The sequence below is a fragment of the Rhodococcus sp. OAS809 genome (assembly GCF_040546695.1).
Lineage (GTDB): Bacteria > Actinomycetota > Actinomycetes > Mycobacteriales > Mycobacteriaceae > Rhodococcus_F > Rhodococcus_F qingshengii.
The window spans coordinates 44,061-64,339 of record NZ_JBEPOI010000002.1 but is presented as its reverse complement, the minus strand read 5'-3'; the positions used below and the strand labels follow the sequence as shown (position 1 = coordinate 64,339).

At 63.0% G+C, this 20,279-nt stretch carries 19 protein-coding genes, 3 tRNA genes and 1 pseudogene; 16 read left to right on the top strand and 7 right to left on the bottom strand.

All coding sequences use genetic code 11. The features are described 5' to 3' along the window. The first annotated feature begins 4 nt into the window (after positions 1–4). Complete coding sequence (locus tag ABIE52_RS03455; protein WP_003945355.1) at positions 5–844, top strand: alpha/beta fold hydrolase; 840 nt, start codon at positions 5–7, stop codon at positions 842–844. Between the two features lie 75 nt (positions 845–919). After that, positions 920–1,741 (top strand): acyl-CoA thioesterase, encoded by an 822-nt coding sequence (locus ABIE52_RS03450; RefSeq protein ID WP_007733332.1) that lies wholly within the window; start codon positions 920–922, stop codon positions 1,739–1,741. Here ABIE52_RS03450 and ABIE52_RS03445 read toward each other — a convergent pair. Next, on the bottom strand, positions 1,731–3,092 hold the full coding sequence (locus tag ABIE52_RS03445; protein WP_030537590.1) for an MFS transporter: 1,362 nt from the start codon (positions 3,090–3,092) through the stop codon (positions 1,731–1,733). The two genes, ABIE52_RS03450 and ABIE52_RS03445, sit on opposite strands and share 11 nt — an antisense overlap. Before the next feature lie 128 nt (positions 3,093–3,220). On the opposite strand from ABIE52_RS03445, the pseudogene ABIE52_RS03440 reads away from it, so the two are divergent. The 6 genes and pseudogenes from ABIE52_RS03440 to lysA form a co-directional block, all read left to right on the top strand. Continuing rightward, positions 3,221–3,745, top strand: a pseudogene (locus tag ABIE52_RS03440) (PadR family transcriptional regulator); the annotation flags it as partial. Between the two features lie 110 nt (positions 3,746–3,855). After that, complete coding sequence (locus tag ABIE52_RS03435; protein ID WP_084324804.1) at positions 3,856–5,886, top strand: NADPH-dependent 2,4-dienoyl-CoA reductase; 2,031 nt, start codon at positions 3,856–3,858, stop codon at positions 5,884–5,886. Between the two features lie 19 nt (positions 5,887–5,905). Beyond that, positions 5,906–6,709, top strand: a complete 804-nt coding sequence (gene cmrA, locus ABIE52_RS03430) for a mycolate reductase (RefSeq protein WP_007733327.1) — start codon at positions 5,906–5,908, stop codon at positions 6,707–6,709. Positions 6,710–6,881: 172 nt separating this feature from the next. Further along, positions 6,882–7,046 carry a hypothetical protein gene (locus ABIE52_RS03425; protein ID WP_231915833.1) on the top strand — a complete coding sequence of 55 codons (165 nt, stop codon included), beginning with the start codon at positions 6,882–6,884 and terminating at the stop codon, positions 7,044–7,046. Between the two features lie 21 nt (positions 7,047–7,067). Then, positions 7,068–7,319, top strand: a complete 252-nt coding sequence (locus ABIE52_RS03420; RefSeq protein ID WP_256083113.1) for a hypothetical protein — start codon at positions 7,068–7,070, stop codon at positions 7,317–7,319. 150 nt (positions 7,320–7,469) lie between these two features. Next, positions 7,470–8,813: a diaminopimelate decarboxylase gene (gene lysA, locus ABIE52_RS03415; RefSeq protein WP_192712942.1), complete on the top strand. Its 1,344-nt coding sequence runs from the start codon at positions 7,470–7,472 to the stop codon at positions 8,811–8,813. Positions 8,814–8,832: 19 nt separating this feature from the next. On the opposite strand, the gene ABIE52_RS03410 is transcribed toward lysA, so the two are convergent. Further along, positions 8,833–10,572, bottom strand: coding sequence for a helicase HerA-like domain-containing protein (locus ABIE52_RS03410; protein ID WP_192712941.1), 1,740 nt, complete (start codon positions 10,570–10,572; stop codon positions 8,833–8,835). Between the two features lie 120 nt (positions 10,573–10,692). Between ABIE52_RS03410 and orn the strand changes: the two genes are divergently transcribed. Further along, positions 10,693–11,292, top strand: coding sequence for an oligoribonuclease (gene orn / locus ABIE52_RS03405; protein WP_024487359.1), 600 nt, complete (start codon positions 10,693–10,695; stop codon positions 11,290–11,292). Between the two features lie 84 nt (positions 11,293–11,376). Next, positions 11,377–11,449: transfer RNA gene (locus ABIE52_RS03400), tRNA-His, on the top strand. A 237-nt stretch (positions 11,450–11,686) separates the two neighbouring features. Here the strand turns inward: ABIE52_RS03400 and ABIE52_RS03395 are convergent. Beyond that, the gene (locus tag ABIE52_RS03395) at positions 11,687–12,097 is read right to left on the bottom strand and encodes a MerR family transcriptional regulator (protein ID WP_161120692.1); all 411 of its coding nucleotides are present in this window, start codon (positions 12,095–12,097) and stop codon (positions 11,687–11,689) included. A 55-nt stretch (positions 12,098–12,152) separates the two neighbouring features. On the opposite strand from ABIE52_RS03395, the gene ABIE52_RS03390 reads away from it, so the two are divergent. Next, entirely contained in the window at positions 12,153–13,115 is a 963-nt protein-coding gene (locus ABIE52_RS03390; protein ID WP_192712940.1) for an oxidoreductase, read from the top strand. A 133-nt stretch (positions 13,116–13,248) separates the two neighbouring features. Here the strand turns inward: ABIE52_RS03390 and ABIE52_RS03385 are convergent, their stop codons facing one another. Next, positions 13,249–14,418, bottom strand: a complete 1,170-nt coding sequence (locus ABIE52_RS03385) for a L,D-transpeptidase (RefSeq protein WP_397525145.1) — start codon at positions 14,416–14,418, stop codon at positions 13,249–13,251. Between the two features lie 368 nt (positions 14,419–14,786). Here ABIE52_RS03385 and ABIE52_RS03380 point away from each other — a divergent pair. From ABIE52_RS03380 to ABIE52_RS03370, 3 genes are all read left to right on the top strand, one after another. After that, a tRNA-Lys gene (locus tag ABIE52_RS03380) sits at positions 14,787–14,859 on the top strand. A 111-nt stretch (positions 14,860–14,970) separates the two neighbouring features. Next, positions 14,971–16,401: an amidase gene (locus ABIE52_RS03375; protein ID WP_192712939.1), complete on the top strand. Its 1,431-nt coding sequence runs from the start codon at positions 14,971–14,973 to the stop codon at positions 16,399–16,401. Between the two features lie 93 nt (positions 16,402–16,494). Continuing rightward, a tRNA-Lys gene (locus tag ABIE52_RS03370) sits at positions 16,495–16,567 on the top strand. 66 nt (positions 16,568–16,633) lie between these two features. Here the strand turns inward: ABIE52_RS03370 and ABIE52_RS03365 are convergent. Beyond that, the gene (locus ABIE52_RS03365; RefSeq protein ID WP_003945299.1) at positions 16,634–16,855 is read right to left on the bottom strand and encodes a DUF3618 domain-containing protein; all 222 of its coding nucleotides are present in this window, start codon (positions 16,853–16,855) and stop codon (positions 16,634–16,636) included. Between the two features lie 145 nt (positions 16,856–17,000). Here ABIE52_RS03365 and bcp point away from each other — a divergent pair, with 145 nt between their 5' ends. After that, positions 17,001–17,474, top strand: coding sequence for a thioredoxin-dependent thiol peroxidase (gene bcp / locus ABIE52_RS03360; RefSeq protein WP_007733290.1), 474 nt, complete (start codon positions 17,001–17,003; stop codon positions 17,472–17,474). On the opposite strand, the gene ABIE52_RS03355 is transcribed toward bcp, so the two are convergent. Further along, the gene (locus tag ABIE52_RS03355; protein WP_003945354.1) at positions 17,471–18,820 is read right to left on the bottom strand and encodes a dipeptidase; all 1,350 of its coding nucleotides are present in this window, start codon (positions 18,818–18,820) and stop codon (positions 17,471–17,473) included. The genes bcp and ABIE52_RS03355 overlap by 4 nt on opposite strands. 290 nt (positions 18,821–19,110) lie before the next feature. Between ABIE52_RS03355 and ABIE52_RS03350 the strand changes: the two genes are divergently transcribed. Further along, a complete protein-coding gene (locus ABIE52_RS03350; protein ID WP_003945379.1) occupies positions 19,111–19,812 on the top strand; it encodes a TetR family transcriptional regulator in 702 nt (233 codons plus the stop codon). 58 nt (positions 19,813–19,870) lie between these two features. On the opposite strand, the gene acpS is transcribed toward ABIE52_RS03350, so the two are convergent. Beyond that, a complete protein-coding gene (gene acpS, locus ABIE52_RS03345; RefSeq protein ID WP_003945362.1) occupies positions 19,871–20,269 on the bottom strand; it encodes a holo-ACP synthase AcpS in 399 nt (132 codons plus the stop codon). Between the last annotated feature and the right edge of the window lie 10 nt (positions 20,270–20,279).

Here is a 20,279-nt window from a genome sequence, read left to right as displayed (position 1 = left end):
AGTCATGTCTTCCACGAGTACATACGAAATCCCCGTTGGCGACCTCACCTTCGACGTACTGATCTCGGGCCCGGACGACGGCATTCCGCTGGTAGCGCTGCATGGCTTCCCGGAGAGCGCCGCATCCTGGGGCAAGGTCACACCACTGCTCACCGCAGCGGGCTACCGCGTAATCGCACCGAATCAGCGCGGTTACTCCGCCGGCGCACGCCCCGAAGGGGTGGATGCCTACAAGATCGAGCACCTGGTAGCCGACGTCGTCGGATTGCTCGACGCGCTCGGCCTGTCCGACGCGCATCTTGTCGGTCACGACTGGGGTTCGGCGGTCGCCTGGCAGGTCGCCGGTCGCCATCCGAACCGGATCCGCAGCCTGACGGCGATCTCGGTCCCCCACCCCACCGCCTTCGGTTGGGCACTCCGCGAGGACGAGGACCAGAAGCAACGCTCGTCCTACATCGGACTTCTCCGACAGGAGGGAAAAGCCGAGGAAGTGTTGTCGGAGGACAACTTTCGCCGGCTGCGTGCCATGTTCGACGGCCAGATCGATCCTGAATTCGCCGACGAGCACATTCGTGTCCTGAGCGGGGAGGGCGCGCTGACCGGCGCCTTGAACTGGTACCGCGCGATGACCCGCGACTTCGGCGACATCGATCGCACCACTGTGCCGACTACGTACGTCTGGAGCACCGGCGACACAGCGCTCGGCCGCGCAGGCGCAGAACGCTGTGGCGAATTCGTGGACGCCCCCTACGAGTTCGTCGTGCTCGACGGCGGAAGTCACTGGATTCCGGAAGAGCGAGCCGAAGAGTTAGCCGAGGCGATCCTCGCACGTGCAGGATCCTGATCGCCGCGACGAATTCGGCTCTATGTATGTTGTCATACATAGAGCCGAATTGATTCCATCACCAGGAGTTCTGCGATGACCGAGACCGTTGCACCACCCCATCCTTTCGACGCTGCTGTCGGATTGACGCCACTCACCGCCGGCCTGTCGACCGGCGAGACCAATCCGGCGTACAACAACATGGTCGGGCCGTTCGGCGGCGTCACCGCTGCCACGTTGCTCGAATCCGTACTGAAGCACCCCGAACGCCTCGGCGATCCGCTGTCGTTGACCGTCAACTTTGCCGGTCCGATCACCGAGGGCGCCTTCGAGATCTCCGCCCGGCCGGTGCGCACCAACCGCTCGACGCAGCACTGGTCCATCGAACTGTCTCAGGACGGAACCGTCGCCACTACCGCGACGGCAGTGTTCGGTACCAGGCGTGAAACCTGGTCGTCTACCGAGATCACGATGCCGGAAGTTCCGTCGGCCGAAGACGTTACGCTGCTGCCGTTCCCCGAGTTCATCGCCTGGGCACAGAACTACGAGATGCGCTTTGTCGAGGGTGCGATCCCCGACCTGGAGTCGGGCGAGCATCCCGACTCGACCACGACGCTCTGGGTGCGCGATCAACCGGCACGCGCTCTCGACTTCACGTCGCTGACCGCACTGTGCGATGTCTTCTTCCCACGAGTCTTCTTGCGCCGAGGCAAGATGGCTCCGGCTGGAACGGTCTCGATGACCATCTACTTCCACGCCGACGCTCAGACGCTGACCGAACAGGCAGACAATTCCGTCCTGGGAACGGCGCGGACCCAACGGTTCGGAAACGGCTACTTCGATCAGTCGGCCGAAATTTGGGGCAGTGACGGCGCATTGCTCGCTACGACACACCAGTTGGTCTACTTCAAGGATTGACGGGAAGCGCACTGTCCCCTTCCGGCGCCTTCACCATCGACAATGCGGCAAGACCGACGCCGAGAACCACCAGCAGTCCGATGATGCCGGCACGGTCTGCACCGAAGAGCCATGCGAACAGGCCGAACAGTGTCGGTGCCAAAAACGACACTGCTCGGCCTGTGGTCGCATACAGGCCGAACATCTGACCTTCACGCCCAGGCGGGGTGATGCGCGCCAGGAAGGTTCGTGCCGAAGACTGAGCGGGCCCGACGAAGAGGCAGAGCGCGAGACCGAAGATCCAGAACATCACCGGCCCCGACACCGCGATCAATATCGCGCCGACCACGATCATCGACGCCAGCGAGACGGTGATGACCTGTTTGGGTCCGATCCGATCGTCGAAACGTCCGGCCACCAATGCACCGATTGCGGAAATCACGTTGGCCGCAACACCGAACAACAGCACGTCGGCCGCACTGATTCCGTAGACGTTGACAGCCAGCACGGCTCCGAAGGTGAACACGCCCGCGAGACCGTCACGAAAGAGCGCGCTCGCGATCAGGTACCAGATCGTGCGCCTGTCGACGTTCCAGAGTTCGCGCAGATCGCGCCACAACACCCGATAGGAGTCGAGGAACCCGGCCTTGGACGCTCCCGGATCGACCGCGGGGCTGGGCAACTCGGGAACCTTGACGAACACCGGAATCGCGAAGACCGCGAACCACACTGCAGCCAGCAGTGCCACCATCCGGATGTTCATGCCGCCGTCGGTGGTCAATCCCAGGAATCCCCGAGTGTCGCCGTCGCCGACGATGAACCCGAAGTAACACAGCAACAGCAGCACGATTCCGCCGAAATATCCCATGGCCCAGCCGAAACCGGAGACTCTACCCAAATTCTCCGGTGTCGACACCTGCCGCATCATGGCGTTGTAGGGAACGCCGGCAAGCTCGAAGATCACCGAACCGATTGCGAGCAGAACCAATCCGAGCCACAGATAGCGGTAGTTGTCCTCGACGAAGTAGAGGCCCGCCATCGAGAGCACGGTGATGCCGGTCAGTATCGCGAGCGAGAGTTTACGTTTACCCGACGCATCGAAACGTTGTCCGGTGATCGGAGCGAGAATCGCGATGAAGAAGCCGGCGATTCCGAGTGCCCAGCTGAGCCACGTAGTTGCCGAAATCGTGCCGGGAAGGTCGTCACCGACCGCGTCGGTGAGATAGACCGAGAAGACGAACGTGAGGATCACTGCGTTGAATGCGGCCGATCCCCAATCCCACAGCCCCCATGCGAACACTTGACTCTTCGTGGCCGCACCGCCGATGCCTGCGGGTGGCTCGGCCTGCGTGCTCGTGGACTCGGCGCTCATACGGCGAAGCCTAACTGCGCGCGGCCGACTCGGCGCCTCTCTCCGAAGTCGACATACAAGACGTTCTATGCACCCGAGTTAGTACGCACTTAGTTGCATACGCACCTGAGTGCATAGATACTTTTTCCATGGCACTCGAACATGCGTTGCTCGTCTCCCTGTCCGAACAGGATGCGTCGGGATACGACCTCACACGCCGGTTCGACAAGTCGATCGGCTTCTTCCACAGCGCGACGCACCAGCAGATCTACCGAGTCCTCAAGCGAATGGACGAGGCAGGCTGGGTGGAGGTGGAGGCCATCGCGCAGGACGGCCGACCGGACAAGAAGATGTACCGCGTCAGCGATGCCGGCCGCGCCGAACTGACCCGATGGATCGCAGAGCCGTCCGAACCGAACCACCTGCGCAACGAGTTGGCCATCAAGATCAGGGCCGCTGCGCACGCCGATCTCCCCGCTCTACGACGCGAAGTCGCTCGCCACCGCGACGGCCACGCCGCCCGCCTCGACGTCTACCGACTCATCGAAAAGCGTGACTTCCCCAATCCAGCAGCGCTTTCCGGCTCTTCGCTGCACCAGTACCTCGTACTTCGCGGCGGCATTCGCGTCGAGGAAGGATTCACCGACTGGTGCCAGGAAGTTCTGGACGCACTGCCCACTGGCGAGTACGCCACCGAAGACACTGGCGAGCCCGCCACCGAAGACACTGGCGAGCCCGCCACCGAAGACACTGGCGAGTACGCCACGGAAGGACATCTTCAGTCATGACGGATACACAGTTCCCCCGCCTGCTCGAACCGCTCGACCTCGGATTCACGACGCTGAAGAACCGCGTCGTCATGGGATCGATCCACACCGGCCTCGAAGATCGCGCGAAGGACACCGACCGCTTGGCCGAGTACTTCGCCGAACGTGCCCGTGGCGGAGTCGGCTTGATCATCACCGGCGGCTACGCGCCCAACCGCACCGGTTGGCTCTTACCCTTCGGTGCCAAGCTGACCAACCGCATCGAAGCGCGCCGTCACCGCCGGATCACCAAGGCGGTTCACGACGCGGGTGGAAAGATCGCCATGCAGATCCTGCACGCCGGCCGCTACAGCTACCAGCCGTTCAGTGTCTCCGCGTCGTCGATCAAGGCGCCCATCAATCCGTTCCGTCCGCGCAAGCTGACCGGCCGTGGGGTGCGTTGGCAGATCCGCAACTACGTTCGCTGCGCGCGTCTGGCCAAGTCCGCGGGTTACGACGGCGTCGAAATCATGGGCGGTGAGGGCTACTTCATCAACCAGTTCCTCTGCGAGCGCACGAACAAGCGCACCGACCAGTGGGGCGGCAGTTCCGAGAACCGTCGACGCATGGCAGTCGAAATCGTGCGACGCACACGCAAGGCCGTCGGCCCGAACTTCATCATCGTGTTCCGGTTGTCGATGGCAGACCTGGTCGAGGGCGGTCAGACCTGGGATGAAATCGTCTCATTGGCAAAGGAAGTCGAAGCTGCCGGCGCCACGATCATCAACACCGACATCGGGTGGCACGAGTCACGGGTGCCCACCATCGTCACCTCGGTTCCCCGAGCAGCCTTCGTCGACATCACCGGCAAACTCGAGAAGCACGTCGACATTCCGGTAGCCGCCTCGAATCGGATCAACATGCCCGAGACTGCCGAAGAGATCCTCAACCGCGGTGACGCGCAGTTGATTTCGATGGCCAGGCCGATGCTCGCCGATCCCGACTGGGTGAACAAGGCAGAACGCGGAGCGTCCGACGAGATCAACACGTGCATTGCCTGTAACCAAGCCTGCCTCGACCACGCCTTCGTTCACAAGCAGGTCTCCTGCCTGCTCAATCCGCGCGCGGGCCGTGAGACCACGTTGATCCTCTCCCCCACCCGGCGGACCAAGAACCTCGCCGTCGTCGGTGCCGGCCCCGCCGGACTTTCCGCAGCACTCAACCTTGCTCAGCGTGGTCATTCGGTCACGTTGTTCGAGGCCTCGGACAAGATCGGCGGGCAATTCGGGATCGCACAGCTCATTCCGGGTAAGGAAGAGTTCGCCGAGACCATTCGCTACTACACCCGCATGCTGGACGTGGCTGGAGTGACGGTCAAGCTCGAAACCCGCGTCGCACCGGCAGATCTCATCGGCTCCTTCGACGAAGTCGTGGTTGCCACCGGCGTGACGCCGCGGGTTCCCAAGATCCCCGGCATCGAGAACCCGAAGGTGCTGACCTACGCCGAGGTCGTCCGAGAGGGCAAGCCCGTCGGCAAGTCCGTCGCCGTCATCGGCGCCGGCGGCATCGGCGTCGATGTGAGCGAATTCCTCACGCACCCCACTTCCCCCACTCTTCATCTCAAGGAGTGGAAGCAGGAATGGGGCGTCACCGAACCCGAAATGGCCCCGGGCGCTCTCACCACTCCGGTACCAGAACTCTCCGAGCGGGAGGTCTACCTCCTCCAACGCAAGCCAGGACGCATCGGCGCCGGCCTCGCGAAGACCACCGGCTGGGTCCACCGGGCGGCCCTCAAGAACAAGGGCGTCCACGAGCTCTCGGGCGTCAACTACGAGCGCATCGACGACGCCGGCCTGCATATCACCTTCGGTGAGAAGCACGAGAAGCCCCGACTTCTCGAGGTCGACACCATCGTCATCTGCGCCGGGCAGGAGTCGGTTCGCGATCTCGTGGACGAATTGACCGTCGCGGGTGTGGTGACCCACATCATCGGCGGCGCGGATGTCGCTGGCGAACTCGACGCCAAGCGTGCCATCGAACAGGGCACACGACTGGCCGCGAAGATCTGACCGGCTACGCTGACTGATCGTGAGCCTGCCGACACCCACAACCACAGCCCGCGCCGTAGTGACCGGCGCCTCCTCCGGCATCGGAGAGGCACTGGCCGCTGATCTGGCATCACGCGGACACTCCCTGATCCTCGTTGCCCGTCGTGGCGAGGTCATGGAGGCCCTCGCCGAGAAGCTTCGCGCCGCGCACGGCGTCGAGGTGGAGGTCCGTGCATCGGACCTCTCCGACAGCGCGGCGCGTGCCGTTCTGGTCGAGGAACTCGGTGGCCGCGACATCAGCATCCTGTGCAACAACGCCGGTATCGCCACCTTCGGGCCGATCGCCGAGCTGGACCCGGCCTACGAGCGCGACCAGGTCGAGCTCAACGCCGTTGCAGTGCACGATCTCACGCTGGCCGTGCTGCCCGGCATGCTCGCGCGCAAGTCCGGAGCCATCCTGATGGTCGGGTCCGCGGCCGGCAACATGCCGATCCCCAACAACGCGACGTACGCAGCCACCAAGGCGTTCGTGAACACCTTTGCGGAATCGTTGCGAGGTGAACTCAAGGGCACCGGAGTGAACGTCACCCTGCTCGCCCCAGGCCCCGTACGCACCGAAACCCCGGACCCGGCCGAAGCGTCGATCGTCGACAAGCTCGTCCCGGACTTCTTCTGGATCTCGAGCGAGTACACCGCCAAGGTCTCGCTCGACGGCCTGGCCGAGAACAAGATGCGCGTCGTACCGGGCATCTTGAGCAAGGCGATGTCCGTCGCGGGCGGTTACAGCCCGCGTGCCGTCGTTGCGCCCATCGTGGGCACGTTCTACAAGAAGCTCGGCGGCTGATTCACTCAAACTTCTCAGAGCAGGCCATAGCAGACCATATAGTCGGTTAATGGCGATGCGAAGAACACTGGCAGTCGGGGCAATCCTTCTTTTGACCGGAGGGTTGCCCTTACTGCTGCCCTCGGCAGCGAATGCATGTTCGTGCGCATCATCGGCTACCCCGGAAGAAGCCGTGAGCGTCTCCGGCACCGTTTTCCTCGGGACTCCGACGGAGAAAACTTCGGACGGGTTCGAGGACACCTACCTGTTCGACGTCAGCCGGGTCTACAAAGGCGATCTGGCATCGGTGACGTCGGTGGGGACACTCGCGAACGGGAACGGTTGTGGCACAAGCTAGGTGCTCGGCACCGAGCAGCTGATGTTCGTTTCTGCGCCGTACGACGTCGACGCCGAGCACGAGGGGCACAGCTGCGGGCCGGCTACCGAAACCGGGTTCGACATCCAAGCGGCGGTCGAGTCCGTGTGCGGCGCCGGTTACGCCCCGAGCCCCGGCGGAACTCCGTCCGTTGGTGTGTCCGCCGACCGATCGACGGTCATCGGCGGAGGCGCCGCGGTGGCATTGCTCGCGGTGCTCGGTTGGTTCGGATGGAGGCGGCGACGGGCACAGTGAGTCCACGGGCACAGTGCCGAGGCCGTCAGAGCCGCGTCAACCTCGTTCGGCGGCGCGTCAAGTAAGCGTCAAGATCCGCCCCACCGGTGATCTTCGGGAGTAGATCTGAAAGTAGCCCGCAACACGGCGGGTCACCTTCAGGAGATCGACGTGACGCTACTCGAAATCTTCCCCTCCCTACGCGGCGCAATGACACCGCGTATGGATCCTGCGTTGTGGCCCATCAGTACTCGCCACGACCACAGCGGGCGTGTCTGCATCGGCGACGTCTCCCTCGAAGAGATCGCGGACCAGTACGGCACACCGACGTACGTCGTCGACGAGGCGGACGTGCGGCACCGCTGCCGCACGTATCGAGAGATCTTCCCCGACTCGGAGATCGTGTACGCCGGCAAGGCACTGATGATTCGAGCGATGGCTACCTGGGTCTCCGACGAGGGACTCGGGGTGGATGTCTGTTCCGCCGGTGAACTCGCCGTCGCGCTTGCCGCGGGCGTGGACCCCCATCGAATCATCCTGCACGGCAATGCCAAATCGGTTTCCGAACTGAGGGCGGCGGTCAACGCGGGTGTCGGCCGGATCGTCCTCGACTCCCCCAGCGAAGCGGTACGGCTCGCGTCGGTGTGCACCCACCGACAGAAGGTGTTGGTCAGAGTCACACCCGGCATCGACATACACGGACACAAGGCAGTGTCCACGGGCATCGTGGACCAAAAGTTCGGCCTACCAGCGTTTTCCGAAGAACTGGAACGTACGGTATCCGTCGTCGCCAACGCGACGCACCTGCAACTCATCGGCCTGCATTGCCATCTCGGCTCCCAGATCACCGATCCCGAACTCTTCCGCCCCGCGATCGAGACGATGATCGCACAGATGGACGACATACGACGCACGCATCGAATCATCCTCACCGAACTCGATCTCGGCGGTGGCCATGGGATCGCCTACGTGCCGGGAGACGCCCAACTGGATCTGACCCGCCTCGCTCACGTCATCGACGAAACTCTCGACGACGCGTGCATCCGAAACCGCTTCCCTCGCCCCGAAATCGTGCTCGAGCCTGGCCGAGCGATCGCCGCGCGCGCCGGAGTCACGCTCTATCGCGTACAGAACATCAAGACGATCAGCGGCGGTCGAACCTTCGTTTCCGTCGACGGCGGGATGAGCGACAACCCTCGGGTGTCGTTGTACGACAGCCACTACGACGTCGAACTGGTGAACCGACATTCGCGCGCACCGCTCCAGGAAGTCACCGTCGCCGGGCGACACTGCGAATCGGGCGACGAAATTGCCGTCGGAGCAAGGCTTCCCGCCGACCTACATGAAGGTGACCTGTTGGCAGTGCCGTGTACGGGCGCATACCACCACAGCATGGCCTCCACCTACAACAGCGTCGGCCGGCCGCCGGTCGTCGCCGTGCTGGGCGGGATTGCGCGGCCGTTGATCAGGCGCGAATCGATCAACGACCTGCTGGCCCGCGAGGTCGGCATCTGACCTCGCGGGCGCCTGAGCCTCAGCGCCTGCGGCGACTACCGGTGCCGAAGATGTTTCGCGAAATCTCGCGTCCCGCAGCCGAAGCCGCCGAGCGCAGGAAACTCTTGACAGCCGAGTTGCCCAAGATCTGCTCGGCGATGTTGGGGCCTTCCGGCTCGGCCGGCGGCGGTGGCGGCAGATCGGGCAGCGACGGAAGATCCAGGGACTGATCCGCTGTCGGAGCACCGGCCACCTTGGCCGTCAGCTTCTCGTACGCCGACTCGCGGTCGATGGTCTGGCCGTACTTCTGATTCAGCGGACTCGACGACGCGGCCGCCTTGATCGCGTCGTTGCCGATGGTGTCCATCAGCGACCTCGGAGGACGAATCTTGGTCCAGGCCACCGGCGTCGGCGCACCCTTTTCCGAGAGTACGGTCACGATGGCTTCACCGATGCCGAGTGAAGTCAGTGCCTTTTCCAGGTCGTAGTGCTCGGTTTTCGGGTACGTGCGGACGGTCTTGTTGAGGGCTTTCTGATCGTCGGGCGTGAAGGCACGCAGGGCGTGCTGAACCCGCGCACCCAACTGTGACAGCACCGAATTCGGAATGTCGGTCGGAAGTTGCGTGCAGAAGAACACACCGACGCCCTTGGAACGAATGAGCTTGACCGTCTGTTCCACCTGCTGAAGGAAGGCCTTCGACGCGTCCGCGAACAGAAGGTGCGCCTCGTCGAAGATGAACACGAGCTTCGGCTTGTCCAGATCTCCCTCTTCGGGCAGCGCCTGGAACAGGTCCGCGAGCACCCACATCAGGAAGGTGGAGAACATTGCCGGGCGCGCCGCCTGGGCACCGAGTTCGAACAGCGTGATCACACCGGCACCGCCGACGACACGCAGCAGATCCTCGGTTTCGAGTTCCGGTTCACCGAAGAAGGTGTCACCACCATCTGCTTCGAGGTTGACCAACGCGCGCAGAATCACTCCCGCCGTCGCCGAGGAAACTCCGCCGATACCCTTCAGATCGGCCTTGCCCTCAGCGCTCGTCAGGTGCGCGATGACCGAACGCAGATCCTTGAGGTCCAGCAGGGCCAGGCCCTGAGTGTCGGCCCAGTGGAAGATCAGCCCTAGAGTCGACTCCTGGGTCTCGTTGAGGCCCAACACTTTACTGAGCAGGATCGGCCCGAAACTGGTGATGGTCGCGCGCACCGGGATACCGATTCCGTCCGTTCCCAACGACAAGAACTCGACTGGCATCCCAGCGGGAGTCCACGAATCGTCGCCCGTCTCGACTGCGCGAGACTTCATCTTCTCGCTTGGATCCCCCGCCTTCGACAGACCCGAGAGATCGCCCTTGACGTCGGCCATCACAACCGGCACACCCGCGGCGGACAGCTGCTCGGCGATGCCCTGCAACGTCTTGGTCTTGCCGGTACCCGTCGCACCGGCGATCAGACCGTGACGGTTGATCGTCGCCAACGGAATCCGCACCCGTGCGGTGGGATCTGCCACACCGTCGATAACCACCGAGCCGAGCTCGAGTGCCCGCCCCTCGGATGAATAGCCCGCCGCGATTTCAGCGGCAGCACCCGAGGGCACCTGAGCAGCGGGGGTGGCTCCGGCCGATGCTTCGGCCTCAGCGGCAGCCGCTTCCTTCTCGGCTTCCTCAGCTGCTGCAGCGGCTTCAGCTGCAATCCGAGCGGCTTCGGCAGCGGCAGCCTTGGCAGCTTTCGCCTTCTCCGCCGGCGTCGGCGGCGCTGCTCCGTCCTTCGGATCCACGGTCATCGAAAAGCCCTCCTCGTTGCAATGCGGCGAAGTTCTTGTCATCACCCGAACGCCGTCTTACACACGTCGAGTTTCCACCGCAGACCTTATCCCGCGCCCGCGCGCACTACTGTGTTCCTGGTGCAGGACAAATTGGTATGGATCGATTGTGAAATGACCGGGCTGCGACTCGAGTCGGACAAACTCATCGAGATTGCGGCTCTGGTGACCGACAGCGACTTGAACATCTTGGGCGAAGGTGTGGACATCGTCATCCACGCCGACGACGACGCGTTGGCTGCAATGCCCGACGTCGTGAAGAAGATGCACGCAAAGTCGGGACTGACCGAAGAGGTTCGTAAGTCGACGGTCACCCTCGCCGAGGCGGAGAAAGAGGTGCTCGCGTACATCCGCAAGCACGTTCCCGTCGCCGGTACGGCTCCCTTGGCAGGCAATTCAATCGCCACCGACCGCGGATTCATCTCACGGGACATGACGGCACTGGACACATACCTGCACTACCGGATGATCGACGTCAGCTCCATCAAAGAACTCTCCCGCCGCTGGTACCCGCGAATCTACTTCGGCCAGCCCGAAAAAGGTCTCGCCCACCGGGCACTCGCCGACATCAAGGAATCCATCCGCGAACTCAAGTACTACCGCGGCACTGCATTCGTCGCGGCGCCCGGACCGTCGAGCGCGGAGATTGCAGCCGTCGTAGAGGGCTTGGGTCCCGCCTGACCTGCCGATTGGCTTCCTGACCGACTTTCGCGCTAGTATCTCTTTCGTCAAAGCAGCCGGGTCGAACCGGTGGCCGAGGCAATGGTGGGCGTAGTTCAGTTGGTAGAGCACCAGGTTGTGATCCTGGCTGTCGCGGGTTCGAGTCCCGTCGCTCACCCAAGCGGAACCCCCGAGAATGTCGGAAGACATTTTCGGGGGTTCTTTTGGTTTGTGCGCCAGCCCCAATCTCCCCTTCCACAGCCGGGTGGGGTGGCGACCGCGACAAATCGCGCGCTCCCGAGCAACCCGTGCCCGGGCCGAGCGAACGTACCTCTCGTCGCCTCAGACAGACCGAAAGCCACTTTCGCTTACATCGGGGTAGCTGGAATTCGCCGCAAATAGCCCCAGCCGTCGATCACTCGGGCGACGGTTGCGGCTCCCAGACACCTGCGACGGTCCCCTCGCGAACATGTCGCTCGTACGCCGAAACCTTGTCGTGGATGACGGTCAGGTTGTCCTGCAGCGCAGAGATCCTGGATCGAATCAACTCCTCATGCGACTGCAAAAGTGAAAGCCGCTCCTTCTCGTTTCCTGGACCTGACCTGACGAGCGCGGCGAATTCGCGGATCGTGGCGATCGGCATACCCGAGTCTCGGAAGCGATTGCACAGCTTCAACCAAGAGACATCGCTTTCGGAGTAGACCCGACGCCCACCTGCCGAGCGCGCCACCTCGTGAACGAGCAATTCCTCACGTTCGAAGTATCGAAGGGAATCGATACTGATTCCGGTCTGGACAGCGACGTCACCGATTGACAGTTCGCGCATTGCCTGGCGACCTTTCCTTGACCTGGAGTGCACTCCAGATTTTACGGTCGCAGCCATGAATTCCATCCAGCGCAAAATCAGCACCGGATACTCCCGAGTCTCCACTGCCGACGACGTACTTGCCGGACAAGATTTAGCCGGCACTACGGCTTTGGTCAGTGGCGGGTACTCCGGACTCGGATATGAGGTTTCGCAGTCACTTTCTTCGGTCGGCGCGCGAGTTGTAGTTCTTGCCCGCCGACCAGAACAGGCACGGAGCGCGGTGGCCGACATTCCGGGTATCGAAGTGCGAGCGTGCGACCTGTCGGACCCGAGCAGTGTCAGATCGTGTGCGCGAGAGATTCTCGAATCCAGGATCAATCCGGACATCATCATCTGCAATGCGGGGGTCATGGCCTGCCCGGAACTCCGTGTCGGCTCCGGCTGGGAATCACAATTCGCGATCAATCACCTCGGGCACTTTGTACTGGTGAACCTGCTTGTGCCAGCCATGCCCGCAAACGGTTCTCGCGTAGTCGCTGTCTCGTCGGCGGGACATTTTCTGTCGGGAGTGCGTTGGAATGACATACATTTCCGCAACGGTTACGACCGCTGGCTTGCGTACGGTCAAGCCAAGACTGCAAATGCTCTATTCGCTGTACAGCTGGCGAGCTCCGGTGCTTCACGCGGTATCAGTGCGTTCTCCGTCCATCCCGGGAGCATCCTCACTCCCCTTCAACGTCACTTCTCTGCATCGGAGAAACACGATCTCGGATGGACGACGTCGAATGGCGACGCCGTGCCGGGGTTCAAGACTCCCTCCCAGGGCGCCGCTACAACGGTGTGGGCAGCGACGGCACCGATACTCGCCGATCACTCCGGCGCGTATCTCCAGGACTGCAACATCGCGGACGTCGCGCAGACTGATGACATGAGCGTCGGCGGCGTGAAGCCTTGGGCTACCGATCCCGCCGACGCACGCAGATTGTGGGCACTGTCCGCTGAGATGACCGGAGTGGACGCGTTCGGTCGACGCTGACACCGAGCGAACGTACCTCCCGTCGCCTCAGATAGACCGAGAGGCACTTTCGCTCACAAAAGGTGTGCAGATGCAGAATGCCCCCAACCGGACGGTCGGGGGCATTCTGCCGTTCAAGGCTTCAGGGACGCACTCAGACGTCCGCGTTGCCGGTCTTCCAGACGCTCCAGGGGATGTTCCAGTCACCGAGGCCGTCGGTGCCGGAGAGAGTGCCGCCGACGGTGTTCTTGACGACGACGATGTCCCCACGCTTGGTGTTGTCGTAGACCCACTTGGCGTTGGACGGGCTCAGGTTGAGGCAGCCGTGACTGGTGTTGGAGTAGCCCTGCTGCCCGACCGACCACGGCGCCGAGTGGAAGAAGATACCGCTGTAGGACATTCGGGTCGCCCAGTCGACGGGGGTCTTGTAACCCTGCGCCGAGGTGACCGGGACGCCGTACGTGGACGAGTCCATGATCATGTTCGCGAAGCGGTCACCGATGATGTAGACGCCGTTGTCGGTAGGAGTGCTGTCCTTGCCCATGGAGGTGGGCATGGTCATGACGGTCTCACCGTTGACCTGGAAAGTGACCTGCTTGGTGTTGTCGTCCGCCGTGGCGATGACGGCATCACCGATGGTGAAGGAACTCTTCGCGTCTTCCTGCCCGAAGACTCCCTTGCCGAGATTGCGCCCGTACACGTTGACGCTCACGTCGACCTTGGTGCCCGGTGCCCAGTAGTTCTCCGGACGCCAACGGACCTCACGATTGTTGACCCAGTAGAACGCACCTTCGACGGCCGGAGTCGTGGTGACGGTGATCGCAGCTTCGGCAGCCTTGCGATCGGGGATGTTCTCGTCGAACTGCACCGCGATGGGCTGACCGATGCCGACCACGTCACCCTCGTTGGGCAAGACATACGGCTTGGTGACGTTGCCGGGTGCGCTGGTGGTGAAGGACGTGACCGTCGTACTTGCGCCACCCAATCCGAATGCGCGGGCCTCGATTTTGTACTTGCGGTTGTAGCCGAGTGGCTCGGTGGTGGTCCACGACGCACCGTCGGCAGCAATCGCGCCGGCAACTGCCTTGCCGTCCTGATTGACCATCGTCACGTCGGACAGAGCGCCGTCAGCGACGTTGATCTTGACCGGGTCGCCCGGCGAGAAGCCGACAGCGCCGTCGACAGCGGTCGAGGTGAGCTTCGGCTTGATGAGTTCGGTGAGCGGATTGGAATCGATCGGCGCCGACCCTTCGGTACTGACGTCCTTGCCGCCCGACGTGCACGCGGTCATCAGAACGAGAGCACCGAGAGACGCCGCGATCATCGCCGCGCCCTTCGACGCTCGACCGTTCCCCCCGCGCACGGACAGACCCCACCTTTGACGACTCATCGTTCGACTCCGCTTCACAATTTCTCCGACTAACTTCCGCGTCACATGCGAATCCCACTTACCGGAAGGCAAGTGGGACTTGCGGTATGACTGCGCTGCACCAATGATGCCAGGCGCGCTCGTTACCAACGGTCATGAAAGGCCACGCCGTCAGTAACGTTCAAGTATCAATCGCTCCGAACCGTCCGTTTTGTTACCGCTTTCAGCTGATTTCCTCCGATCGGACTACAGCGGTGACGCCTCCACCTGGCGATTTGCTCCCGAACCGGCGATTCGGCTAATGTTCTGTCTCGCAAGAGCGAGCGCCTATAGCTCAGTTGGTAGAGCAAGTGACTCTTAATCACTGGGTCCGGGGTTCGAGTCCCTGTGGGCGCACTTGCAAAGGTCCCCACCTTCTTCGGAAGGTGGGGATTTTTCTTTGTGTCGTGGTGAACAGGTTGTGGTGAATAGACTTCACAGTTATCGGAACCACGGCCTGGAGGATTGATGACCGAGCGCGAAACCACACCGGGCAGCGAGCTGGCATTTGCCGGTGTGGCGGGTCAGGCCGCTCTGATCCGGTCCGGAGAAATATCGGCCCGCGAGCTCACCGAGAACACACTTCGCCGTATCGAACGCCTCGATTCGACGCTCAATGCTTTTGTGCGAGTTCTCGCAGACGAAGCGCTCGACGAAGCGACACGTCTCGATCAGCGCCAGGCCGACGGCCACAGCCTGGGCCCACTGCACGGAGTTCCGATCGCGATCAAAGACGAGAACGACGTCGCCGGAACGCCGACGACGTACGGCGGTGCGGCAGCAACTCGCATCGCATCGGCCGATTCAGAGGTCGTCCGGCGGTTGCGCGAGGCCGGCGCGGTGATCGTCGGCAAGACGACGATGCCCGAGTTCGGCATCTGGCCCTTCACGGAGACTGCTGCAAACGGCTACACCAGAAACCCTTGGGACACCGGCGTATCCACGGGCGGATCGAGCGGAGGATCTGCGTCGGCCGTCGCGTCAGGCATGGTCGCAGCGGCAATCGGTGGCGACGGCGGCGGTTCCATCCGACTGCCTTCGGCGTTCTGCGGGTTGTTCGGACTCAAACCGCAGCGCGGTCGGGTGAGCACCGCGCCGAACCGAAACCTCTGGCGCGGACTCGGCACGCTCGGCCCCCTCACTCGTTCCGTCGAGGACAGCGCGCTCGTGTACGACGTGATCACCGGTACCACCGGGACCGACGACTACACAGCCGAAACGCTCCGCACCAGCTTTGCCGAGTCAGCCGCGTCGGCGCCCGGGCCGCTTCGCATTGCAGTGTCCACCCGGAGTCCGGTCCGGGGCGTCCGCCCGTCCCGGGAGGTCGTTGCCGCGGTGCATTCGATCGCAGAGATGTTGAGCGCGTTGGGACATCACGTCGAAGAGCACGATCCCGAGTACCCGGACGCAACTGCAGCGTTTCTCCCGCAGGTACTCGGCGGCGTCCGCGACGAAGCACTGCGCGTCGATCATCCAGCGTTACTCGAGAAGCGCACACGAGCACTCGCGTCGATCGGCCGGATAGCCGCTCCCGCGCGCGTCGGGAAATTCGCTTACCGCAAAGGTGAGCGAATCGCAGCGACGGTCAACCAGGTCTTCGACACCTTCGACCTGGTCCTGATGCCGACCACGCCCGCGCTGCCACGCCCGATCGGACAACTCGAAGGAACCGGCCTTCTGTCAGCAGTCCGCAAGGCGTTGCCGATCGCCGCCTACTGTTCGATCTGGAATGTCTGCGGCAACCCGGCGGCCGCTGTGCCCGCCGGGTTCTCCGAACGCGGACTCCCCCTGAGCGTCCAACTGGTCGGGCGCAGCGGTGGTGAACCGACGATTCTCGCCGTCGCACAGCAGTTGGAAAGCACCGTCCGCTGGCCGGATTCGCACCCTCCACACTCGTGAATTCCGGAAGCGATGTAACCATCGTCACCACGATGAACACGCGTTTTGCAAACTCCTGAGCCTGTCGGCTAATGTTCTGTCTCGCAAGAGCGAGCGCCTATAGCTCAGTTGGTAGAGCAAGTGACTCTTAATCACTGGGTCCGGGGTTCGAGTCCCTGTGGGCGCACTTGCAAGAAGGCCCCCACCTCACCAGGTGGGGGCCTTCTTCATGTGCTGTCTTCGACAACTCGGGTCAGCGAATGATCTTCCGGACCACGAGTAGTCCCACCACTGAACCGACTGCGATCAGCGCGTACTTCACTGCCGGCTCGTTGAGCTTGGCGAGCACCGTCTTCTTGGTGTTCTCGACCAGCCGCTTCGGGTTGGTGCGGACCGTCAGTTCGTCGAGTGTGCTCGCGAGCTGGTTACGCGCCTTCTCGATCTCGCGTTCGATGCTCTCGGTGTCCCTGGGCACGTGTCCTCCAACTTGTCTGTGTTCTGCTGCTCTGTGTGCGGGTCTGCTGTGCGGACGCAGCGCGCCGACACTTCGCTCTACCGTAGAGGAGCAGAATGCCCTCGCGCCCACCTGCCGCGCAATTTCTCGACTAACCTCGATTCCCGTGACCGAGAACAGTAGATTGTCCGCCGGCGACGTCGCGCCGGATTTCACGCTCCCAGACGCCGATGGCAACGAGGTTTCCCTTCACGATTACCGCGGCCGCAAGGTCATCGTGTACTTCTACCCGGCGGCCAGCACCCCGGGGTGCACCAAGCAGGCCTGCGACTTCCGTGACAGCCTCGCCGAGCTGAACGGCGCCGGCCTCGAAGTCATCGGAATCTCGCCGGACAAGCCCGCAAAACTCGCGAAGTTCCGCGATACCGAAGAGTTGACCTTCCCGCTGCTCTCCGATCCCGAGAAGGCGACGCTCGAAGCCTGGGGCGCGTTCGGTGAGAAGAAGATGTACGGCAAGACCGTCCAGGGCGTCATCCGCTCGACGTTCCTCGTCGACGAGGAAGGCAAGATCGAGGTGGCCCAGTACAACGTCCGGGCCACCGGTCACGTCGCCAAGCTACGACGCGATCTGTCGGTCTAACTCCCGTACCGGCTCAAGAACAGAGCCTCCGCGAAAGCGAGATTCTCGATCTCCGACGGGTCGACGCTTTCGTCGGGCGCATGAATGCGGCATTGCGGTTCCTCGACGCCGATCAACGCGATCTCCGCGTCGGGGAACTGCTCGGCCAGTGCACTGCACAGCGGTATCGATCCCCCTTGGCCGGCAAATCCGACTTCGCGGCCGTAGGCATCGGTGAGCGCGGACTTCAGCTGCGCGAAACCTGCACCCTCCGTCGAGGACGAGAACGGCGATCCCGTCGATTCCGGAACGACCTCGATGTGGACGCCCCACGGCGCCGCCGCGCGGAGGTGGTCCGTCAACAACTTCTGTGCCTGCGCCGGATCCGTGCCAGGCGGGACACGAAGATTCAGGCGCGCCGACGCGCGGGGCGTGATCGCCGCCGCCGAACCCACGACCGGCGGGCAGTCGATACCCAGGATGGTCAGCGCCGGACGAGCCCACACCTGCTCGGCGACCGAACCGGAACCAGTCAACTGCACCCCTTCGAGCACCCCGGCGTCGGAGCGGAACTGATCGCCGTCATAACTGACACCCGCCCACTCCTGATCGTTGGTCAAGCCTTCGACAGTGGTGTTTCCGGCGCTGTCGTGCAGCGTCGAGAGTATGTGCACCAGCGCGGTGATCGCATCGGGCGCCGGTCCACCGAAGACACCGGAGTGAATCTCACCCTCGAGCGTCGACACGTGGACCACAACGTTCGCGATCCCGCGCAATGACGTCGTGATCGTCGGCTCCCCGACTTCGGTGTTGCCGGTATCGGCGATCAGGATCATGTCGGCTGCAAAAAGTTCGGGCCGCTCTCGCACCAGATCCTCGAGACCGCCAGTGCCCATCTCCTCGGATCCTTCGGCGACGAGCGTCAGGTGGACGCTCGGGTCCACACCGGCTGCGGCGAGCGCTCGCAGAGCTGTCAGATGCATGACGACGTTGCCCTTGCAGTCGGAAGCGCCCCGTCCGTACCACCGTCCGTCGCGCTCGGTGAGCGTGAAAGGCGGGGAGCCCCAGAGCTCTTCGTTTCCGGGCGGCTGAACGTCGTAGTGGCAGTACAGCAGAACGGTCGGAGCACCGCCCGGGCCTGGTCGACGCCCGACAACCGCGGCCGAACCGTCGGAGGTCTCGATCGCCTCGATATCGGAGAAACCCTGAGCCCGGAATGCCTCCAGGACCCAATGCGCAGCGGCCGCGCATTCTTCCGGCGGGTACTGCCGTGCATCGGCGACGGACTTCATCGCCACAAGTGCACTCAGATCCTCACGGGCACGCGGCATGAGTTCACGTACCGCGGTTCGCAGTTCTTCCGTCATCGTCTCCCTCTCCTCGGCATCGAATCTCGGTGTGCCCGAAGAATCTCAGTCTGCCCGAATCGGACGTAGGCAGGCGCCAGGATCGCCGTTGCGCCACACCGCGCAGCAACCTCTTCGGCTACTGGACAGTTGGTCACCTAGTATCGAGGTGTGGCAACAGCATCGGGACTCGTGTGCGCGCACCTGCGCGGTGCGTTTCGACCGATCACGACCGCCGAAGTAGGTGGCCGATGACACCGGATAATGCACAAGTCCCAAATTCGACAGAAAACACCGATAGCCTGGAAGACGTGCAGCCCACGACTCGTCACCGCGCGCGGCGACGAGTCGACCCAGCACTGGAGAATCCCCAGAGCCTCGAAGAACCGCAGGAACTGCTGCCGCGCAAGCGTCCGACGCAAGAGCGCAGCCAGCGTAAATTCGACGCACTCCTGGCTGCGTCACGGGAACTCCTCACCGATGTCGGTTTCGAATCGTTCACCTGTGAAGAAGTCGCGGCACGTGCTGACGTCCCGATTGGGACGCTTTACCAGTTCTTCGCGAACAAGTACGTCATCGTGTGCGAATTGAACCGCCAGGACCTCGTCGGGGTCCAGCACGAGCTTGCTCAGTTCGGCGGCGAAGTACCCTCGCTCGACTGGTTGCGGTTCCTGAACAGTTTCGTCGATCACATGGCCGGGCTGTGGACGTCTGATCCGTCGCGCCGCGAGGTCTGGCTGGCGATGCAGTCGACGCCGTCCACGCGGGCAACCGGAGTCATTCACGAAAAGCAGTTCGCCGAGACCGTAGCGAAAATGCTCGGCCCGTTGACGCCTCGTACGCGGCGAGATCGTCGCCTGATGATGGCGGAAGTTCTTGTCCACGTGGTGTATTCGATGCTCAATTTCTCGGTTCAGGACGGCCAGTCGCATGCCGACGCCGTCGCCGAACTGAAAAGGTTGATGATCGCGTATCTCCTCGTCGCCGAGAAGGAATCCCGCACGAAGGACTAGTCGAACGACAAAGAGCCGGTCTCCCCTTGGGAGACCGGCTCTTTCGTGTCCGGCAACGCTACTCCGGGTCGGATTCGATGACCGCGAAAGCGCCCGCCATGTCCCCGTCGTGCGTGAGCGAGATATGAATCTTCACTCCGGTCAGGTGTTTGGCCACGTCACCGCGAAGCCGGATGCCGGGGCGCCCCCAGGCGTCCGAGACGACCTCGATCTGATTGTGGATCATTTCCCCCAGCACCGGTGGGCCGGCGAAGAGAGCAGTTGACCATGCCTTGATCACTGCTTCCTTCGCAGCCCACCGGGCGGCGAAATGTCGTGCCGGTTCGGAGCTCCGGGTAGCGGCGTCTCGACGCTCGCCCGGTGTGAAGTTGTCGAGCATTGCCGTTCCCGGCCTGTTCAATTGCTCGGCGAACTCCGACACCGTCACGAGGTCGAAACCGATACCCAGAACTCCCATACCGTGACTA

Excerpts from the sequence above, each read along its gene's own strand:
- ABIE52_RS03390 (WP_192712940.1), top strand. The coding sequence starts at position 12,153 with ATGAATTCCATCCAGCGCAAAATCAGCACCGGATACTCCCGAGTCTCC.
- ABIE52_RS03375 (WP_192712939.1), top strand. The coding sequence starts at position 14,971 with ATGACCGAGCGCGAAACCACACCGGGCAGCGAGCTGGCATTTGCCGGT.
- ABIE52_RS03410 (WP_192712941.1), bottom strand. The coding sequence starts at position 10,572 with ATGACCGTGGATCCGAAGGACGGAGCAGCGCCGCCGACGCCGGCGGAG.
- acpS (WP_003945362.1), bottom strand. The coding sequence starts at position 20,269 with ATGGGAGTTCTGGGTATCGGTTTCGACCTCGTGACGGTGTCGGAGTTC.
- ABIE52_RS03450 (WP_007733332.1), top strand. The coding sequence starts at position 920 with ATGACCGAGACCGTTGCACCACCCCATCCTTTCGACGCTGCTGTCGGA.
- ABIE52_RS03395 (WP_161120692.1), bottom strand. The coding sequence starts at position 12,097 with ATGCGCGAACTGTCAATCGGTGACGTCGCTGTCCAGACCGGAATCAGT.
- ABIE52_RS03385 (WP_397525145.1), bottom strand. The coding sequence starts at position 14,418 with ATGATCGCGGCGTCTCTCGGTGCTCTCGTTCTGATGACCGCGTGCACG.
- ABIE52_RS03435 (WP_084324804.1), top strand. The coding sequence starts at position 3,856 with ATGACGGATACACAGTTCCCCCGCCTGCTCGAACCGCTCGACCTCGGA.
- ABIE52_RS03445 (WP_030537590.1), bottom strand. The coding sequence starts at position 3,092 with ATGAGCGCCGAGTCCACGAGCACGCAGGCCGAGCCACCCGCAGGCATC.
- ABIE52_RS03455 (WP_003945355.1), top strand. The coding sequence starts at position 5 with ATGTCTTCCACGAGTACATACGAAATCCCCGTTGGCGACCTCACCTTC.
- ABIE52_RS03355 (WP_003945354.1), bottom strand. The coding sequence starts at position 18,820 with ATGACGGAAGAACTGCGAACCGCGGTACGTGAACTCATGCCGCGTGCC.
- ABIE52_RS03420 (WP_256083113.1), top strand. The coding sequence starts at position 7,068 with ATGTTCGTTTCTGCGCCGTACGACGTCGACGCCGAGCACGAGGGGCAC.